This is a genomic window from Castellaniella sp., from assembly GCF_004321985.1.
Lineage (GTDB): Bacteria > Pseudomonadota > Gammaproteobacteria > Burkholderiales > Burkholderiaceae_B > Castellaniella.
In genome coordinates, this window is the sequence record NZ_SCQN01000010.1 from 55,205 (window position 1) to 70,328 (window position 15,124).

12 protein-coding genes are annotated in these 15,124 nt (G+C 64.2%); 4 read left to right on the top strand and 8 right to left on the bottom strand.

All coding sequences use genetic code 11. The features are described from left to right. The first annotated feature begins 50 nt into the window (after positions 1-50). Together EPN31_RS02095 and EPN31_RS02100 are read left to right on the top strand one after the other, a co-directional pair. Positions 51-2,132, top strand: a complete 2,082-nt coding sequence (locus tag EPN31_RS02095; protein WP_291768798.1) for a M3 family metallopeptidase — start codon at positions 51-53, stop codon at positions 2,130-2,132. Between the two features lie 74 nt (positions 2,133-2,206). After that, a complete protein-coding gene (locus tag EPN31_RS02100) occupies positions 2,207-2,737 on the top strand; it encodes an SCO family protein (RefSeq protein WP_291768936.1) in 531 nt (176 codons plus the stop codon). On the opposite strand, the gene EPN31_RS02105 is transcribed toward EPN31_RS02100, so the two are convergent. Further along, positions 2,734-4,137: a dihydrolipoyl dehydrogenase gene (locus EPN31_RS02105; RefSeq protein WP_291768801.1), complete on the bottom strand. Its 1,404-nt coding sequence runs from the start codon at positions 4,135-4,137 to the stop codon at positions 2,734-2,736. The two genes, EPN31_RS02100 and EPN31_RS02105, sit on opposite strands and share 4 nt — an antisense overlap. A 12-nt stretch (positions 4,138-4,149) precedes the next feature. Beyond that, positions 4,150-4,350: a heavy-metal-associated domain-containing protein gene (locus tag EPN31_RS02110; RefSeq protein WP_291768803.1), complete on the bottom strand. Its 201-nt coding sequence runs from the start codon at positions 4,348-4,350 to the stop codon at positions 4,150-4,152. Positions 4,351-4,497: 147 nt separating this feature from the next. On the opposite strand from EPN31_RS02110, the gene EPN31_RS02115 reads away from it, so the two are divergent. Together EPN31_RS02115 and cueR are read left to right on the top strand one after the other, a co-directional pair. After that, positions 4,498-6,765, top strand: a complete 2,268-nt coding sequence (locus EPN31_RS02115; protein WP_291768806.1) for a heavy metal translocating P-type ATPase — start codon at positions 4,498-4,500, stop codon at positions 6,763-6,765. After that, on the top strand, positions 6,758-7,276 hold the full coding sequence (cueR, locus tag EPN31_RS02120) for a Cu(I)-responsive transcriptional regulator (RefSeq protein WP_367188287.1): 519 nt from the start codon (positions 6,758-6,760) through the stop codon (positions 7,274-7,276). Before EPN31_RS02115 ends, cueR begins: the two co-directional genes overlap by 8 nt. Here cueR and EPN31_RS02125 read toward each other — a convergent pair. The 6 genes from EPN31_RS02125 to EPN31_RS02150 form a co-directional block, all read right to left on the bottom strand. Then, entirely contained in the window at positions 7,228-7,809 is a 582-nt protein-coding gene (locus EPN31_RS02125) for a nitroreductase (RefSeq protein WP_291768808.1), read from the bottom strand. The genes cueR and EPN31_RS02125 overlap by 49 nt on opposite strands. Before the next feature lie 16 nt (positions 7,810-7,825). Beyond that, on the bottom strand, positions 7,826-8,548 hold the full coding sequence (pdxJ, locus tag EPN31_RS02130) for a pyridoxine 5'-phosphate synthase (protein WP_291768810.1): 723 nt from the start codon (positions 8,546-8,548) through the stop codon (positions 7,826-7,828). 1 nt (position 8,549) lies between these two features. Further along, a complete protein-coding gene (locus EPN31_RS02135) occupies positions 8,550-9,974 on the bottom strand; it encodes an efflux transporter outer membrane subunit (protein WP_291768813.1) in 1,425 nt (474 codons plus the stop codon). Positions 9,975-9,982: 8 nt separating this feature from the next. Then, complete coding sequence (locus EPN31_RS02140) at positions 9,983-13,150, bottom strand: efflux RND transporter permease subunit (protein WP_291768816.1); 3,168 nt, start codon at positions 13,148-13,150, stop codon at positions 9,983-9,985. A 44-nt stretch (positions 13,151-13,194) separates the two neighbouring features. Then, positions 13,195-14,370 carry an efflux RND transporter periplasmic adaptor subunit gene (locus EPN31_RS02145; protein WP_291768818.1) on the bottom strand — a complete coding sequence of 392 codons (1,176 nt, stop codon included), beginning with the start codon at positions 14,368-14,370 and terminating at the stop codon, positions 13,195-13,197. 159 nt (positions 14,371-14,529) lie between these two features. Next, positions 14,530-15,078, bottom strand: coding sequence for a TetR/AcrR family transcriptional regulator (locus EPN31_RS02150; RefSeq protein ID WP_291768821.1), 549 nt, complete (start codon positions 15,076-15,078; stop codon positions 14,530-14,532). Positions 15,079-15,124 lie beyond the last annotated feature (46 nt).

Below are 15,124 nucleotides of genomic sequence, written 5' to 3' on the forward strand. Positions count from 1 at the left end.
ATCGGCGGCTCCGTATTGAAATCGGGGGCTTTGCCCCCATCTGATCGCGCATGACTTCACCATCGACAGCCGGCAATCCCCTCCTCGTTCCGGCCGAGGCATTCGTGGACTACGCATCGATCCGCCCTGAGCACATCGAGACCGCGATCCGCGAGTTGATCACGGCCACACGCAGCACCGTCGAAGAAGCAGCCGCTTGCACCGAGCCGCCTACCTGGGAGAATCTCGTCGAGGGGATCGAGAACCCGTCTGAGCAGCTGCACCGCGCCTGGGCGATCGCTGGCCACCTGAACGGCGTAGTCAACACACCCGAGCTGCGCGCAGCCTACAACGACTGCCTGCCACTCATGAGCGAATTTTCCACCTGGGTGGGGCTGCACCGTGGGCTCTACGAGCGCTACCGGGCGTTGGCCGCGGGACCGCTGTATGCGGAACTGAGCGCCACGCGACGCCACATTGTCCACCTGGCATTGAGGGACTTCCGCCTGAGCGGCGTGGAGCTCGAAGGCGCAGCGCGCGAGACTTATGCGCGCAATGCGGACCTGCAGGCCCAAGTTTCCCAGAAATACTCGGAAAACGTCATGGACGCGACCGATGGCTGGACGCTCCTCCTCACGGACGAGACCAGGCTTCGTGGGTTGCCTGCCAACGTGGTCATGGCCGCACGCCAGGCTGCTCAGGCTGCCGGCGAAGACGGCTGGAAGTTGAGCCTGCACATGCCCTGCTACCTGCCGGTCATGCAGCACGCCCACGATCGCGAACTGCGCCAGACACTGTACCGTGCCTACGGCACGCGCGCGTCCGACCAAGGCGATCCAGCCTTTGACAATTCCGAACCCATCGAATCGCTGCTTGCCTTGCGCGCCGAAGAGGCCTCGCTGCTCGGCTACGCGGATTTCGCCGCATTGCGCCTGGAAACCCGCATGGCGCACGATGCGCCTCAAGTGCTGGACTTCCTGCGCGAGCTGGCCGCCAGGGCACGCCCCAGCGCCCAGCGGGATCTGGAAGAGCTGCGCGCCTTCGCCACCGCCAGGCTGGACCTGGGGACCCTGGAACCCTGGGACGTGGCCTACGCCTCGGAACGCCTGCGGGAAGAACGCTACGCCTATTCAGACGAAGAGCTGCGTCCCTACTTCACAGAATCCCATGTCCTGAAAGGACTGTTCGACGTCATCCACACCCTGTTCGGGGTGCATCTGGAAGGCTGCGGCGCGACCGCCTGGCATCCCGACGCGCGTATCTATCGTGTACTCGATGACCGGGGCCAGGAGCTCGGTCGCCTCGGCATGGACCTGTACGCGCGTCCCGGCAAGCAGGGCGGCGCCTGGGTGGACAGCGAACGCAGCCGGCGGCGCCACGGCAACGAACTGCACATCCCGCTGGCTTGGCTGACCTGCAACTTTGCCGCGCCGCAGAACGGCCAAGAGTCTCTGCTCTCGCACGACGAGGTGATCACGCTATTTCACGAAAGCGGCCATGCCATGCACACGCTGCTGTCGCGCGTGGACGATCCGGGGGCGGCCGCCTTCGCCGCCGTGGAATGGGATGCCATCGAAATGCCCTCCCAGTTCATGGAGAATTTCTGCTGGGAATGGGGAGTGCTGAAGTCGTTGACCCATCACGTGGAAACCGGCGAAGCCCTGCCCCGCGCGCTGTACGACAAGATGATCGCAGCCCGAAATTTTCAAAGTGGTCTCCAGACGCTTCGCCAGGTGGAATTCGCCCTTTTCGACATGCTGATCCACACGCAGTCCAAAGGCCTGTCCATCAGCGCCGTGCTGGACACCCTGGATCAGGTCCGGCGCGAGGTTGCGCTGCTGGTGCCGCCAGCCTGGCACCGGTTCCCGCACGCGTTTTCACACCTGTTCGCCGGCGGCTACGGCGCGGGCTATTACAGCTACAAGTGGGCCGAGGTTCTGTCATCCGATGCCTTCGCCGCCTTCGAGGAACATGCCCGGCCCATGGCCGACGGCACCCGTGACGTCTTCGACCCGGATACCTGCCGCCGTTATCTGGACGAGATCATCGCAGTAGGCGGATCGCGGCCGGCCGCGGACTCGTTCCAGGCTTTCCGCGGCCGGGCACCCACCATCGACGCACTGCTGCGCCATAGCGGACTCGTGGAGGTATGACCATGCCAGACGAAACATCCCTTGGGCGCCTCACCCGGCGCGGTCTCCTGGCCCTTGGCCTGTGGCTGGGCAGCATGGCCGTGGCCCTGGCGGTCGTGCATCCCGTCCGCGGATTTCTGCCGGATCTCAAGTTCACGCTACAGGGCGCGGGCGGGGTCACGGTCACGCAGCAGGCATTCGCGGGCAAGGTCGTGCTGATGTTCTTCGGTTACGCCAGCTGTCCGGACATCTGCCCGACCACGATGGCGCAGCTGGCGCAGGTGCGCCAGGCGCTGGGACCCAAGGCAGATCAGGTCCGCATCCTGTTCGTGAGCGTGGACCCTCATCGCGATACGCCGGACATTCTCCAGCACTACGTAGATCAGTTCGACCCTCACGCTATCGGATTGACCGGTGACGAACATGCCATCGCAGCACTGGCGCGGCGCTATCGCGTCGCGTACCAGATCGGCAAGCCCTCATCTTCCGCACCTGGAGCCCCCTACGAGGTTTCCCACAGCCGCGGCATCTTCGGCTTCGATACCCGGGGGCACGCGGCCTGGCTGGCGCCGGACAGCGAGTCCAAGGCGGACCTGCTGGCGGCCATCAAGCCGCTGCTGCGCTAGCTGGCCACCCGAGCAGCCTGCTTCACCGCTTCGCGCAATGCTGTCCGGACGCCCTCTTCGATCGTCGGATGGTAGAACGGCATACGCAGCATCTGCGGGACCGTCAATTCCATCTGCAGGGCCCAGGCCAGCAGATGCGCCACGTGTTCCGCGTCGGGACCGACCATCTCCGCACCCATGAACCGCTGATCCGAGCGCCGCATGTAGACGTGCATCAGCCCGTGGTTGCGCAGCATCACCCGGGAGCGGCCCTGCCGGGTCCAGTCAACTGCACCAATCGCCATCGCATCCGGGTCGAAAACTGCAAAACCGCCACCCACCTGCATGATCTGCGGGTTGCTGAACACGACGGCCATCGCAGCCCGGCGCGGCAGCGCCTGGACCTGCGGCCAGGCGGCCGCATTATGGCCCGCGAGGCGGCCGTCGTCCGATGCCTCATGCTGGATTGCATGCCGGCCAGTGACGTCCCCCGCCAGGAACACCGGCTCCCCGCGCACCTGCAGGGTCGTCGGATCGATGATCGGGAAACCGTGGTCATCCAGCGGCATGTGGGTGCGTTCCAGGTGGAGGGATGCCAGGTCCGGCTGGCGACCGGCCGTGAGCAGCACCTTATCGAAGCGCTCGCGCGTCTCAGGGCCTTTCCCGACCGTCCATCCAACCAGCGCCTGATCGCCCTCGCGTTGCACGGTCGTAACCTGTGCGCCCTGCACCAGATTCAGTTCGGGCGCCAGCAGATCCACGGCAGTCTGCCGCACTGCCGGATCTCTCAGATGGGCGAAACTGCCCGAACGATTCAGCACACGAACCCGGACCCCCAGGCGCGCCAGGGCCAATCCCAGTTCGACGCCGACGACACCCGACCCTACGAGCAGCACGCTACGCGGCAGATCCCGCCAATTGAAGACATCGTCATTGACAATGGCCAGTTCTTCCAGAGCTCGGTAGGCCTCCGGCACCACGGGCTGGGTTCCAATCGCCAGAATGATACGCGAGGCATGGATCTCATGTCCCTGGTCGCTCTGGAGCACACCGTCGCGCTGAAATTCCACCTTCGCGTCCAGGCGATGCTCAGGCGGCATGGCGTTGACATCGTCCACCACGAAGCCGACGAATCGGTCCCGCTCGCGACGGAGCCTATCCATCACGGCGACCCCGTCGACCACCGGCGCGCCAGGCACCCGCACACCAAAATCCGGCGCGTGACGAATCGCCGCAGCCGCCTCCGCGGCTGCAATCAACAGCTTGGACGGCATGCAGCCAACACGAGCACACATGGTGCCATGCGGACCTCCCTCAATCAGCAGAGGCTTCAAACCGGCGTCCAAAACTGCCCGATAGGCTGGCAAACCAGCCGAGCCCGCGCCTACGATGGCGACATCACAGTCGATTCGCTTACTCAAGGCCGGCTCCGGTCAGGCCGGCTGTACATCGTAGCCCTCGTCGGCAATCGCCGCCTGCAAAACGGCGGCTTTCGCCGGGGCTTCGATGCTGACGCGGTGAGCCGTCAGGTCCGCTGCAACTACCGCCCCCGGTGAGACGGCCTGCACGGCCTTGGTGATGGTCTGCACGCAGTGGTTGCAGGTCATGTCGGACACGATGAATTCGGTTTTCATGGGTATAACCTTTTGAAGGGAAACGTCTTGAATGTTAAACCTTGACCCAGCGGGAGACTCAAGCATCAGTTTGGCAAAGTGACCGCTTGACCTTACCATATGGTCAAGCCTGATCCTCTAATCATCGTCAGGAACAGGAATCTGTCCATGTCCGCTTTACCATCTCTCTCAACCCTCGATCTGGACGTCGAAGGCATGACGTGTGCGTCGTGCGTCCGCCGCGTCGAAACAGCGCTGGCGAAAGTCCCTGGAGTCGCCCAGGCCAGTGTCAACCTGGCGACGCGCAGCGCCCACGTGACGCTGACGGCGGACGGCACCGACCACCAGGCCCTGATAGAAGCTGTCCGGAAACGCGGGTACGAGGCCCAGATACGCACACCTCAGGACACGGTACACCTCGCTGGCGATGATGAATACCGAGCTGCCGGCCGGCGCTTTGCACTGGCTCTTTTGCTGACGTTGCCTGTTTTCCTGGTCGAAATGGGGGGTCACCTGATCCCGCTCCTGCACCATGGGATTCTGTCACTGGTGGACAGCCGTGCACTGGGCTGGCTGGAGTTCGTGCTGGCCACAGCGACCCTGGCCGGGCCGGGCCGCGAATTCTTCACCCGAGGCTTCAAGGCGCTCCGGCACCTGGGACCGGACATGAACACACTGGTGGCGCTGGGGGCCGGCAGCGCCTGGCTGTACTCGACACTGGTGCTACTCGCCCCCACCCTGTTTCCCGCCGAATCCCGCCACCTGTACTTCGAGGCTGCCGCAGTCGTGGCGACCCTGATCCTGCTGGGCCGCTGGCTGGAAGCACGAGCCAGAGGGCAGGCCGGAACGGCCATCCGCCATCTGCTTGACCTGCAGCCGCGCACCGCGTGGGTGCGCCGCGAGGGCGACTGGTCGGAGCAACCCATCGCAGCGCTCGCCGTCGGCGATGAACTGAGAGTACGACCGGGCGAGAAGGTTCCGGTGGACGGCGCCGTCACCGAAGGGGAATCGTGGGTGGACGAGTCCATGATCACTGGCGAACCCATGCCGGTGACCTGCCGCCCGGGGGATCGCCTGATCGGCGGCACGCTGAACACGCACGGCAGCCTGATCATGCGCGCAACCCAGGTCGGCGCCAATACCGTGTTGGCGAGCATCATCCGCATGGTGGAACAGGCCCAAAGTGCGAAGCTGCCGATTCAGCAGCTGGTGGACCGGGTCACAGGCTGGTTCGTGCCGGCCGTCATGGCGCTGGCGATACTGGCCTTTCTGGGCTGGGCGTTCTGGGGGCCCGAGCCCTGGTTGACGCACGCGCTGGTCGCCGGCGTGGCCGTTCTCATCATCGCCTGCCCCTGCGCCATGGGCCTCGCTACTCCGATCTCGATCATGGTGGCGACGGGACGGGCAGCGGGACTGGGCATCATCTTCCGCCAGGGCGACGCGCTCCAGCGCCTGCGCGGTGTCCGGGTGATTGCATTCGACAAGACCGGCACACTGACCCGGGGACGCCCGGCACTCAGCGACGCCCTGCCCCTGGATGGTTCAACCCGTTCGGCACTGCTGGCGGCGGTTGCTTCGGTGCAGAGTGCCTCCGAGCACCCCATTGCGCGAGCCATACTGGACGCCGCGGACGCTGAGCACCTGCCCTTGACGCCGGTCGAAGCCTTCACAGCGCTCACTGGCGCCGGCGTACAGGGCCGCGTCGACGGCCACGCGTGGCTGCTGGGCAACGAAGCGCTGATGATTGACCACGGGATACCCGTCGACGACCCGGCGCTCGCCCGGATGCGGGATCTGGCAGGCCAGGGCAAAACGGTTTTCCTGGCAGCCCGGGACGGCCGGCTTGCCGGCATCCTGGCCGTGGCCGACACATTGCGGCCCAGCGCCCGCCAGGCCGTCTCCAGACTGCATGCCCTGGGATTGAAGACGGCTCTGATCACAGGCGACCACGAGGCCACGGCCCACGCAGTCGCTGATGAACTGGGCATCGACGTCGTGCACGCCCGGACCCTCCCGGCCCATAAGGCGGCCATTCTGCAGTCCCTGCAGCGTGAGGTCGGGCCGCTTGCCTTCGTCGGAGACGGAATCAACGACGCACCCGCGCTGGCGACCGCCGACGTGGGCATCGCAGTCGGACAAGGAACGGACGTTGCCATCGAATCGGCTGATGTGGTGCTGATGAACGAGGATCTGAACTCGGTGGCGCGCACGGTAGCGTTGTCCCGGCTGACCCTGCGCAACATCGCCCAGAACTTGTTCTGGGCCTTCGCCTACAACGCTGCGCTGATCCCGGTGGCTGCCGGCGTGTTCTACCCCTGGACGGGCCTGCAGCTTTCACCCATGCTGGGTGCGGGCGCCATGGCGCTGTCCAGCGTCTTTGTCGTCACCAACGCGCTGCGGCTGAAATGGTTGCGACTGGAGGGCACCCATGCCTGAGAATCTGACTTCATACAGTGCAATTCCATCCGATGCCCCGCACCGACCGGCACCAGTAGCGCTGGCCACCTCCCGCCTGCTGAATATCGGCGAGGCGTCCGCCCGCACCGGCCTGAGTCCCAAAATGATCCGCTACTACGAGCAGCAGGGTCTGTTCGAACCGCACGCCCGCAGCACGGCCGGCTACCGTCAATACGACGGCCAGGACATCCACTCGCTGAATTTCATCCACAGCGCGCGGGCGCTGGGATTTTCGCTGAAGCAGATCGCGGAATTGACGAGCCTGTGGCGGGACCGGAGCCGCGCCAGCGCTGAAGTGAAGCGGCTGGCGATGGCGCACATCAACGAGTTGGAAGACAAGGCGGCCACGCTGAAGCGCATGGCGGCGACATTACGCGACTTGGCGCGCCACTGCCACGGAGACGAACGGCCGGAATGCCCCATCCTGGATGGAATCGCCGATCAGTCACCTAAGGGCGCAGCGTGCCATTCCGAGGCGAATTCCCGGTAATCAGGACGTGTCTTTTCCGGCAGCGGATCGATCGGTGTGCCGATCGACAGATAGCCCATGAAGCGGGTGTCCAGCGCATCGAAGCCCAGCGCCTCACCCACACCGTCCAGATACGTCCCCATGCCGGTGCTCCAGAACCCGCAATATCCCAGCGAGTGGCAGGCATTCAGCATGTTCATCACGGCCGCCCCTACCGAGAGCAGGCTCTCTTGTTCGGGGATACGCCCACGCGGATCGGGAGCGCAAGCGATGGCAATGATGACGGGCACTCGCGCAAGCCATTTGCGCGCGTTCTGGATCTTGGGCTCGGGCAGCGGTGAGCCCGCATCCAGGCCGGCCCGGATACCGATCTCGATCAACGCCGGAACATCAGCCCCTTGGACGATCTTGAAGCGCCAAGGACGCACGCAGCCGTGATCGGGGGCACAGACGGCCGCCTGCAGGATCAGTGCGAGTTCATTCTGATCGGGGCCCGGAGCCTGGACGAACTTGGCGGAGCGTCGGGTATACAGAGTCTGCAGAAAATCATTCATGAGGTCGTTCCCGGAATCAGCGGGCTGCTTGGACGATCAGCGCTTTCATGCGGCGGATGGCGAGCTCCCAGCCGTCGAACAAAGCCTGCGCGACGATCGCATGGCCAATGTTGAGTTCGGCAATCCCCGGCAATGCCGCGATGATCTGAACGTTGTCGTAATGCAGTCCGTGGCCCGCATTAACGCGCAGCCCGTGGCCCACGCCCTGGGCGATGGCTGCGCGCAAACGCTGCAATTCCGCCGCCTGGGCGGCCGCATCCGGCGCGTTGGCAAAGGCGCCCGTGTGCAGCTCGATGTTCTCGGCGCCAGTCCGCACGGCCGCCTCGATCTGAGCGGCCTCCGGATCAATGAACAGGGATACATGGATGCCCGCATCCTGCAGGCGCGCCACGGCCTCGTGCACCTGGTCATAGTGGCCAGCCACGTCCAGGCCGCCCTCGGTCGTCAGTTCCTGACGCTTTTCCGGCACCAGGCAGACGTCCTGAGGCCGGATGTCGCAGGCGATGGCCAGCATCTCGGGCGTAATGGCGCATTCCAGATTCATCCGGGTGTGCAATGCCGGCCGGATGGCCCGTACGTCGGCGTCCTGAATGTGCCGCCGGTCCTCCCGCAAATGCAGGGTAATCAGGTCGGCGCCCGCGTCCTCGGCCCGCAAGGCGGCTTGCAATGGATCGGGATAGACCGTCAGCCGCTGCTGCCGCAGCGTGGCCACGTGATCGATATTGACGCCCAGTTCCATCTCAACTCTCGTCCTTTGGTTGCTTCACGTCCTGTGGATCCCAGCCGCCGCCCAGCGCCTTGTAGAGTTCGACACGATTGGCCAGGGCATTCGCCCCCACCTGGATGAACTGCTGCTGGATGCCGTACAGCGTAACCTGGGCGGTCTGGATCTGCAGAAAGCTGTCCACACCCGTCTCATACCGGACCTGGGAAAGCTTCAGTGAGCGCAAGGCCGTGTCCTCGGTGCTGCGAAGCGCATCGAGCTGGCGGTTGTAAGTTGCCTCGCCCGCCAGGCCATCGGAGACTTCGCGGAAAGCGGTCTGGATCGCCTTTTCATAGGAAGCCACCGCAATCCGCTGTGATGCCTTGGCCAGATCCAGGTTGCCCTTGACCCCGCCCGAGAACAGCGGCGCCTGGATCTGCGACCCGAACTGCCAATAACCCTGGCCGCCCGCAAACAGGGTACCCAGCTCGGGGCTGGCCAAACCGAGCAGGCCGGTCAGCGTGATTCGCGGGAAGAAGGCCGCCCGCGCCGCCCCGATCTGCGCATCTGCAGCCATCAGGCCATGTTCGGCGCCAATGATGTCGGGCCGCCTTTCCAGCAACTGCGACGGCAAACCCGCCGGCAGGGCGGCCACCAGCTGGTCGCGCCCGAAGGGCGCAGCGGGCGGCAGGTCCGCCGGAATGGGCGTACCCAGCAGCAGTTGCAGCGCATTGGTGGCCCGCGCGATGTTGCGCTCGGCGGCAATCTGGTCGGCTCGCACCGAATCTACTTGCCCCTGCGCCTGGGCCAAGTCCAGATCCGACGCCACACCGACCTTGAAGCGCGCCTTGACCAAGTCCAGCGTTCCCTGGCGCGCCTGCAAGGTCTTGACCATCAGATCGTGCAGGGCCTGGGAGGTGCGCAGATTGAAGTACGCCTCGGCTGTCTGCGCAATGAGGCTGAGCTGCACCGTCCGCCGCGCCTGATCAGTGGACAGGTATTCCTGGTAGGCGGCCTCGCTCAGGTTGCGCACACGCCCGAAGAAATCCAGCTCGAAAGCCGTCATCCCGACACCCGCGATATAGCTGCGGCTCACGGACGGCGAATCCGCCCCGCCGTTGCGCAAGTCGGGCGGTGTGTGCGTCGCCAGCCCGGTGCCTTGCACGCCGATGGTCGGCAGGCGGTCGCTCTGCGCGATGCCGAACTGCGCACGCGCCTGCTCGACGCGCTGAACGGCCACACGCAAGTCTCGATTGTTGTCCAAGGCCAGCCCGATCAGTGCCTGCAAGCGCGTATCCCGGAAGAAGTCCCGCCACGGCGGCAAGGCCGCTGCATCCTGTGCCGCTGCACCCGGATACTGCTGCGGAATCGGCGCGGCCGGCCGACGATACGTCGGCGCCAATGAGCAGGCGCTCAGCGCCAGGCACAAGGTGACGGTCGTCCAGAGGCGCCCCTGCGACATGCGGATCCTCACGGTTCTTCTCCTTCACGGGTGACTTCCGCAGACGGAATATGGGGCGCCTGATGACCCAGCAGCTTGGGCTTGGTCCGGAACAGCCTCAGGATCACCACAAAGAAAGTCGGTACGAAAATGACGGCCAGCGGTGTGGCGGCCAGCATGCCGCCCATGACACCCAGCCCCACGGCATTCTGGCTGGCAGAGCCGGCGCCCGTGGCGATTACCAGCGGGACCACACCCAGGATGAAGGCGAACGACGTCATCAAAATGGGCCGAAACCGCAGGCGGGCGGCCTCGATGGAGGCTTCCATCAGGCCGGCTCCGCTGGCATACAGGTCCTTGGCAAACTCCACGATCAGGATGGCGTTCTTCGCGGCCAGCCCGATCACCGTGACCATACCGACCTGAAAGTACACGTCATTGTCCTTGCCCATGAAGCTGCTGAGCAACACGGCGCCCAGCATGCCCAGCGGTACCGCCAGCATGACCGACAACGGAATCGCCCAGCTTTCATACAACGCGGCCAGCACCATGAAAACGACCAGCACGGACAGGCCCAGCAGAATGGCGGACTGGTTCCCTGCCTTGACTTCCTGGTAGGACAGCCCGGTCCACTCGTAACTCAGTCCGGGCGGGAGCTGTGCCACCAGCTTTTCCATCTCGGCCATCGCCTGGCCGGTGGAATAGCCCGGGGCCGCCGACCCGCCGATCCGCACCGACTCATAGCCGTTATAGCGCACCACCTGAACCGGTCCGCGCGTCCAAGTCAGACTCACGAACGATGACAGGGGCACCATCTTGCCGCTGGCATTGCGCGCGTTCAGCCGCAGGATGTCATCCGGATTCATGCGTTCCTTTTCGTCCGACTGCACCCAGATGTTCTGCACCCAGCCCTGGTTGGTGAACTTGCCGACGTAGGACGACCCGATAGCGGTCGAAATGATGCTCGCAGCCTCGGAGAAATCCACGCCCAGGGCAGCCGCCTTGGCGCGATCGATTTGCACCTTCAGTTCAGGCCCCGGTCCAAGCCCCGTGATGCGGGTCTGCGCCAGGATCGGACTCTTGGCCGCCATGCCCAGCAGCTGCTGGGCTGCCGCCTGGAGCACATCATGCCCGACCCCACTGCGGTCTTCCAGCCGCATGTCGAAACCCGAAGCATTGCCCAGCGACGAAATTGCCGGCGGCGTAATGGAAATCACCATCGAATCCGGCAGCCCGAACAGGAGCTTGCCCATGGCTGTTCCCGAGATCGCCTGGGCTGAGTCTCCCGGCCCCTTGCGCTGCGAGAAGTCTTTCAGGGGGACGAAGGCAATGGCTGCGTTCAGGCCGTTGCCGTTGAAGCTGAACCCCTGCACCGCGATGACGTTGGCCACCTGTGGAAGGCTCATGAAATAGTGCTCGACCTTCTTGATGATGTCTACTGTCCGGTTCGAACTGGATCCGGAAGGCAACTCGATATTGGCAATCACGTAGCCCTGGTCCTCGTCGGGCAGGAACGACGTGGGCAGGCGAACATACATCCAGCCCATCACAGCCACCAGCACCACGAACACCAGCATCAGGCGCAGCGTGCGCTTCAGGCTACTGCTCACCCAGTGCGTGTAGCCACGCGTGGTACGGTCGAAGCCCCGATTGAACCAGCCGAAGAAACCGCCCTTGGTCTCATGGTGACCCTTGGGAATCGGCTTGAGAATCGTTGCGCAAAGCGCCGGCGTGAAGCTCAGCGCCAGGAATGCCGAGAACAGGATGGACACCGCCATGGCCACGGAAAACTGGCGATAGATCACGCCCACCGACCCAGACATGAAGGCCAGCGGCAGAAACACCGTGGTGAGCACCAGCGTGATGCCGACGATGGCGCCGCTGATCTGCGGCATGGCCTTTTTGGTGGCTTCGCGGGGCGACAGGCCCTCCTCGGCCATGATGCGCTCGACGTTCTCGACCACCACGATGGCATCGTCCACCAGAATCCCGATGGCAAGCACCATCGCGAACATGGTGAGCACGTTGATCGATAGCCCTAGCCCCAACATCACCGCGAAAGCGCCCAGGATCGCCACCGGCACCACCAGCGCCGGGATCAAGGTATAGCGGATGTTCTGCAGGAAGACGAACATCACGACGAAGACGAGGAAGATGGCTTCGAACAGCGTTTCCACGACCTGGTTGATCGACAGCTCCACGTACGGAGACGTGTCATACGGAATCGCATAGGTGATGTTGTCCGGAAAGAACCGCGAGAGTTCCTTCATCTTTTCCTTGGCCAGCCGCGCCGTCTCCAGCGCGTTGGCCGTCGGCGTGAGCGACAGGGCAAACGCCGCCGTGGGCTTGCCGTTCAGGCGTGCGCCGAACTGGTAGTTGTCCGACCCCAGCTCCACGCGAGCCACGTCGTGGATCCTCACCGAGGAACCATCGGGGTTGGCCCGCAGGATGATATTGCCGAACTCCTCGGGTGTCTTGAGCTGCCCGTTGACGGTGAGCGGCGCCGTAGTGCGCTGCGAATCCGGATTCGGTGGCGAACCCAGCCGGCCACCCGATACCACCATGTTTTGCGCGGTAATGGCGTTGTTGACGTCGGCCGCAGTCAGGTTGTAACCCACCAGCTTTTGCGGATCCAGCCAGACGCGCATGGCGCGCGGCGCCGCAAACAACTGGAAGGTCCCCACGCCCTTCACCCGGGACATGGGGTTCTGAATGTTGCGCGTGATGTAGTCGGCTAGCGCGGTTTGGTTCACGGACCCATCCTTGGACGAGACCGTGACAACCATCAGGAAGTTGGAATTCGACTGGCTGACCTGAATACCCTGTTGCACCACCGCAGCCGGCAGCCGGGCCGTGACGTTGGCCAGTCGGTTCTGCACATCCACCTGAGCCAGATCCGGGTTGGTGCCCGGCGCGAAGGTCACCGTGATTTGCGCCTGGCCGTTGGAATCGCTGACAGATTCGTAATACAGCAGGCCCTTGGCACCGTTGAGCTGATTCTCGATGATGCTGGAGACGCTGGTGGCGACCTCTGAGGCCGAGGCACCAGGGTAAACGGCCCGGACATTGACCGTGGGCGGCGCGACCTCGGGATACTGGGACACTGGCATGTTGGGAATCGCCAGAATGCCTGCCAGTGCAATGGCCAGTGCAATCACCCAGGCAAAAATCGGTCGGTCGATAAAGAATTGTGGCATGAACGCTCGCGAGGAAACCGCAGGTTGATCAGTGTGTCAGGCGCTCAGTGCGACTGGCTCTGGGTTGCCGCACCCGCCGGCTTCCAAGGCATGGGTTGCACCGGTGCGCCCGGACGGATCTTCTGGAAGCCCTCGACGACGATCTGATCGCCCGCCTGCAGACCCTGGGAGACGATGTAGCCCTGGCCGGCGCGTGGTCCCAGCTCGACCGGCGTGAAGTTTGCCTTGCCGTCGGTCACTTTCACGATGGTGCTGCGGCCATCGGCTGCACGTTGAATGGCCTGCTCGGGCACGACCAGCGCCTTCTGATCGACCCCCTGGGCCAGAAGTACGCGAACATAGAGCCCAGGAAGCAGGATCTGCTCGGGATTGGGGAACAGCGCGCGCAGATTGACCTGGCCGGTACCCGGATCCACGGACACCCCTGAGAACAGCAGCTTGCCCTTGTGGCGGTAGACGTCGCCATCGCCCAGCAGGACCTCGGCCTGGGTGTTGCCCTGGGCATCCGGCTTCAGGATCCCCTCGGCAAGCTGCCGGCGCAGGGTCGACAGCTGCGCCACCGGCTGGGTGATGTCGACATACACCTCGTTCAGGCGCTGGACCGTCGCCAGCGATGTGGCCGAGGTGGCGCTGACCAGCGCCCCCACGGTCACAAACGACTTGCCGATGCGCCCGTCGATCGGCGAAACGACGCGGGTATAGTCCAGATTGATGGTGGTCGCCTCCAGCGCCGCCTTGGCTGCTGCGGCGCTGGCGGCCGTCTGGCGAGCCTGCGCCACGGCGTTGTCATAGTCCTGCTGTGCCACCGCATGCTGCTTGACCAGCGCGGCAAAGCGCTTCGCCTGGAGTTGTGCGGTGTATTCCGCCGCCTGGGCGTTCTTCAGCTGGGCGGCCGCCTGATCCCGCGCGGCCCGGTAGGGAGCCGGATCGATGGTGAACAGGAGCTGGCCCTTTTTGACTTCGCTGCCTTGTTCGAAATCGATGGATTCCACGATGCCATTGACGCGCGCACGGACCTCAGCGTCCTCGATGGCCTGGACACGCCCGGGAAGCTCGGTATTGATCACCGTGGGCTGGGGCTGAACCTGGACCACGCTCACCGGCACCTTCATCCCCCCAGGATTCTGCTGCGGCTTCTGGCCGCAGGCCACCAATGCCAGCACCGAAACCAGCACCAGAGGCCGCAAAATACCAAAGGCGGTCAGGTTATGAAAAGCCATGTGAGAAGCTCCCGGATTCTTGAATTTTGAGTTGATATCGGTGCGCGAAGCGCAATCGCACGATGGGCCGACGTCCGACCGGGGCCTGCACGAAAATGCAGGCAAAGTACGAGTATAAGGTGAAAGTCCCGCCATCCGCCGGCTTGGCCGCCGCCTTGTTCATGCGGCCGGCCCCGTGAATCGGTTCACCAGAACTCCGACCCGGAGAGAGAGAATCTCAAGCGTGGGGCGATCCGTCAGCAGGCCTTCGAGCGCCAGCAGGAACACCAGGGAAACCTCAGGATCCCCCAGCACGCTGGCGACGCACTCGAGCATGCCCTCGTGATGCCGCCGGGCTGCCTGCGGCCCCAGCCGTTCACATACGTCATGGAATTCCCCCGCCATGGGGGCGACTTCCATTTCGGACCAGAGGTCCAGCAGCATGACCTGACAGATCGATTGCAGGCGGGTTCGGGCCGAACCCGCAGCCACAGCCGCCTCGCGTGCTGCCGGCAACCGGGTCAACAGCCAGTCGTCGAAAACCTGGATGAAGAGGTCTTCCTTGTCGCGGCACACCTGGTAGAGAGACGTCCTGGAAAGCGACGCTCGCCGGGCCACTTCTTCCAGCGATGTGCGGGAAAAGCCGAAGTTCAGGAAGCACCAGCGGGCTGCATCGAGGATACGGGTCCGCCGGGCTTCCATGGCTTCGGTTGTCAGTTTCTGCGACATCCACGCATTCTGACAAAATACACGTTTTTTGTCAAAATATTTTAGT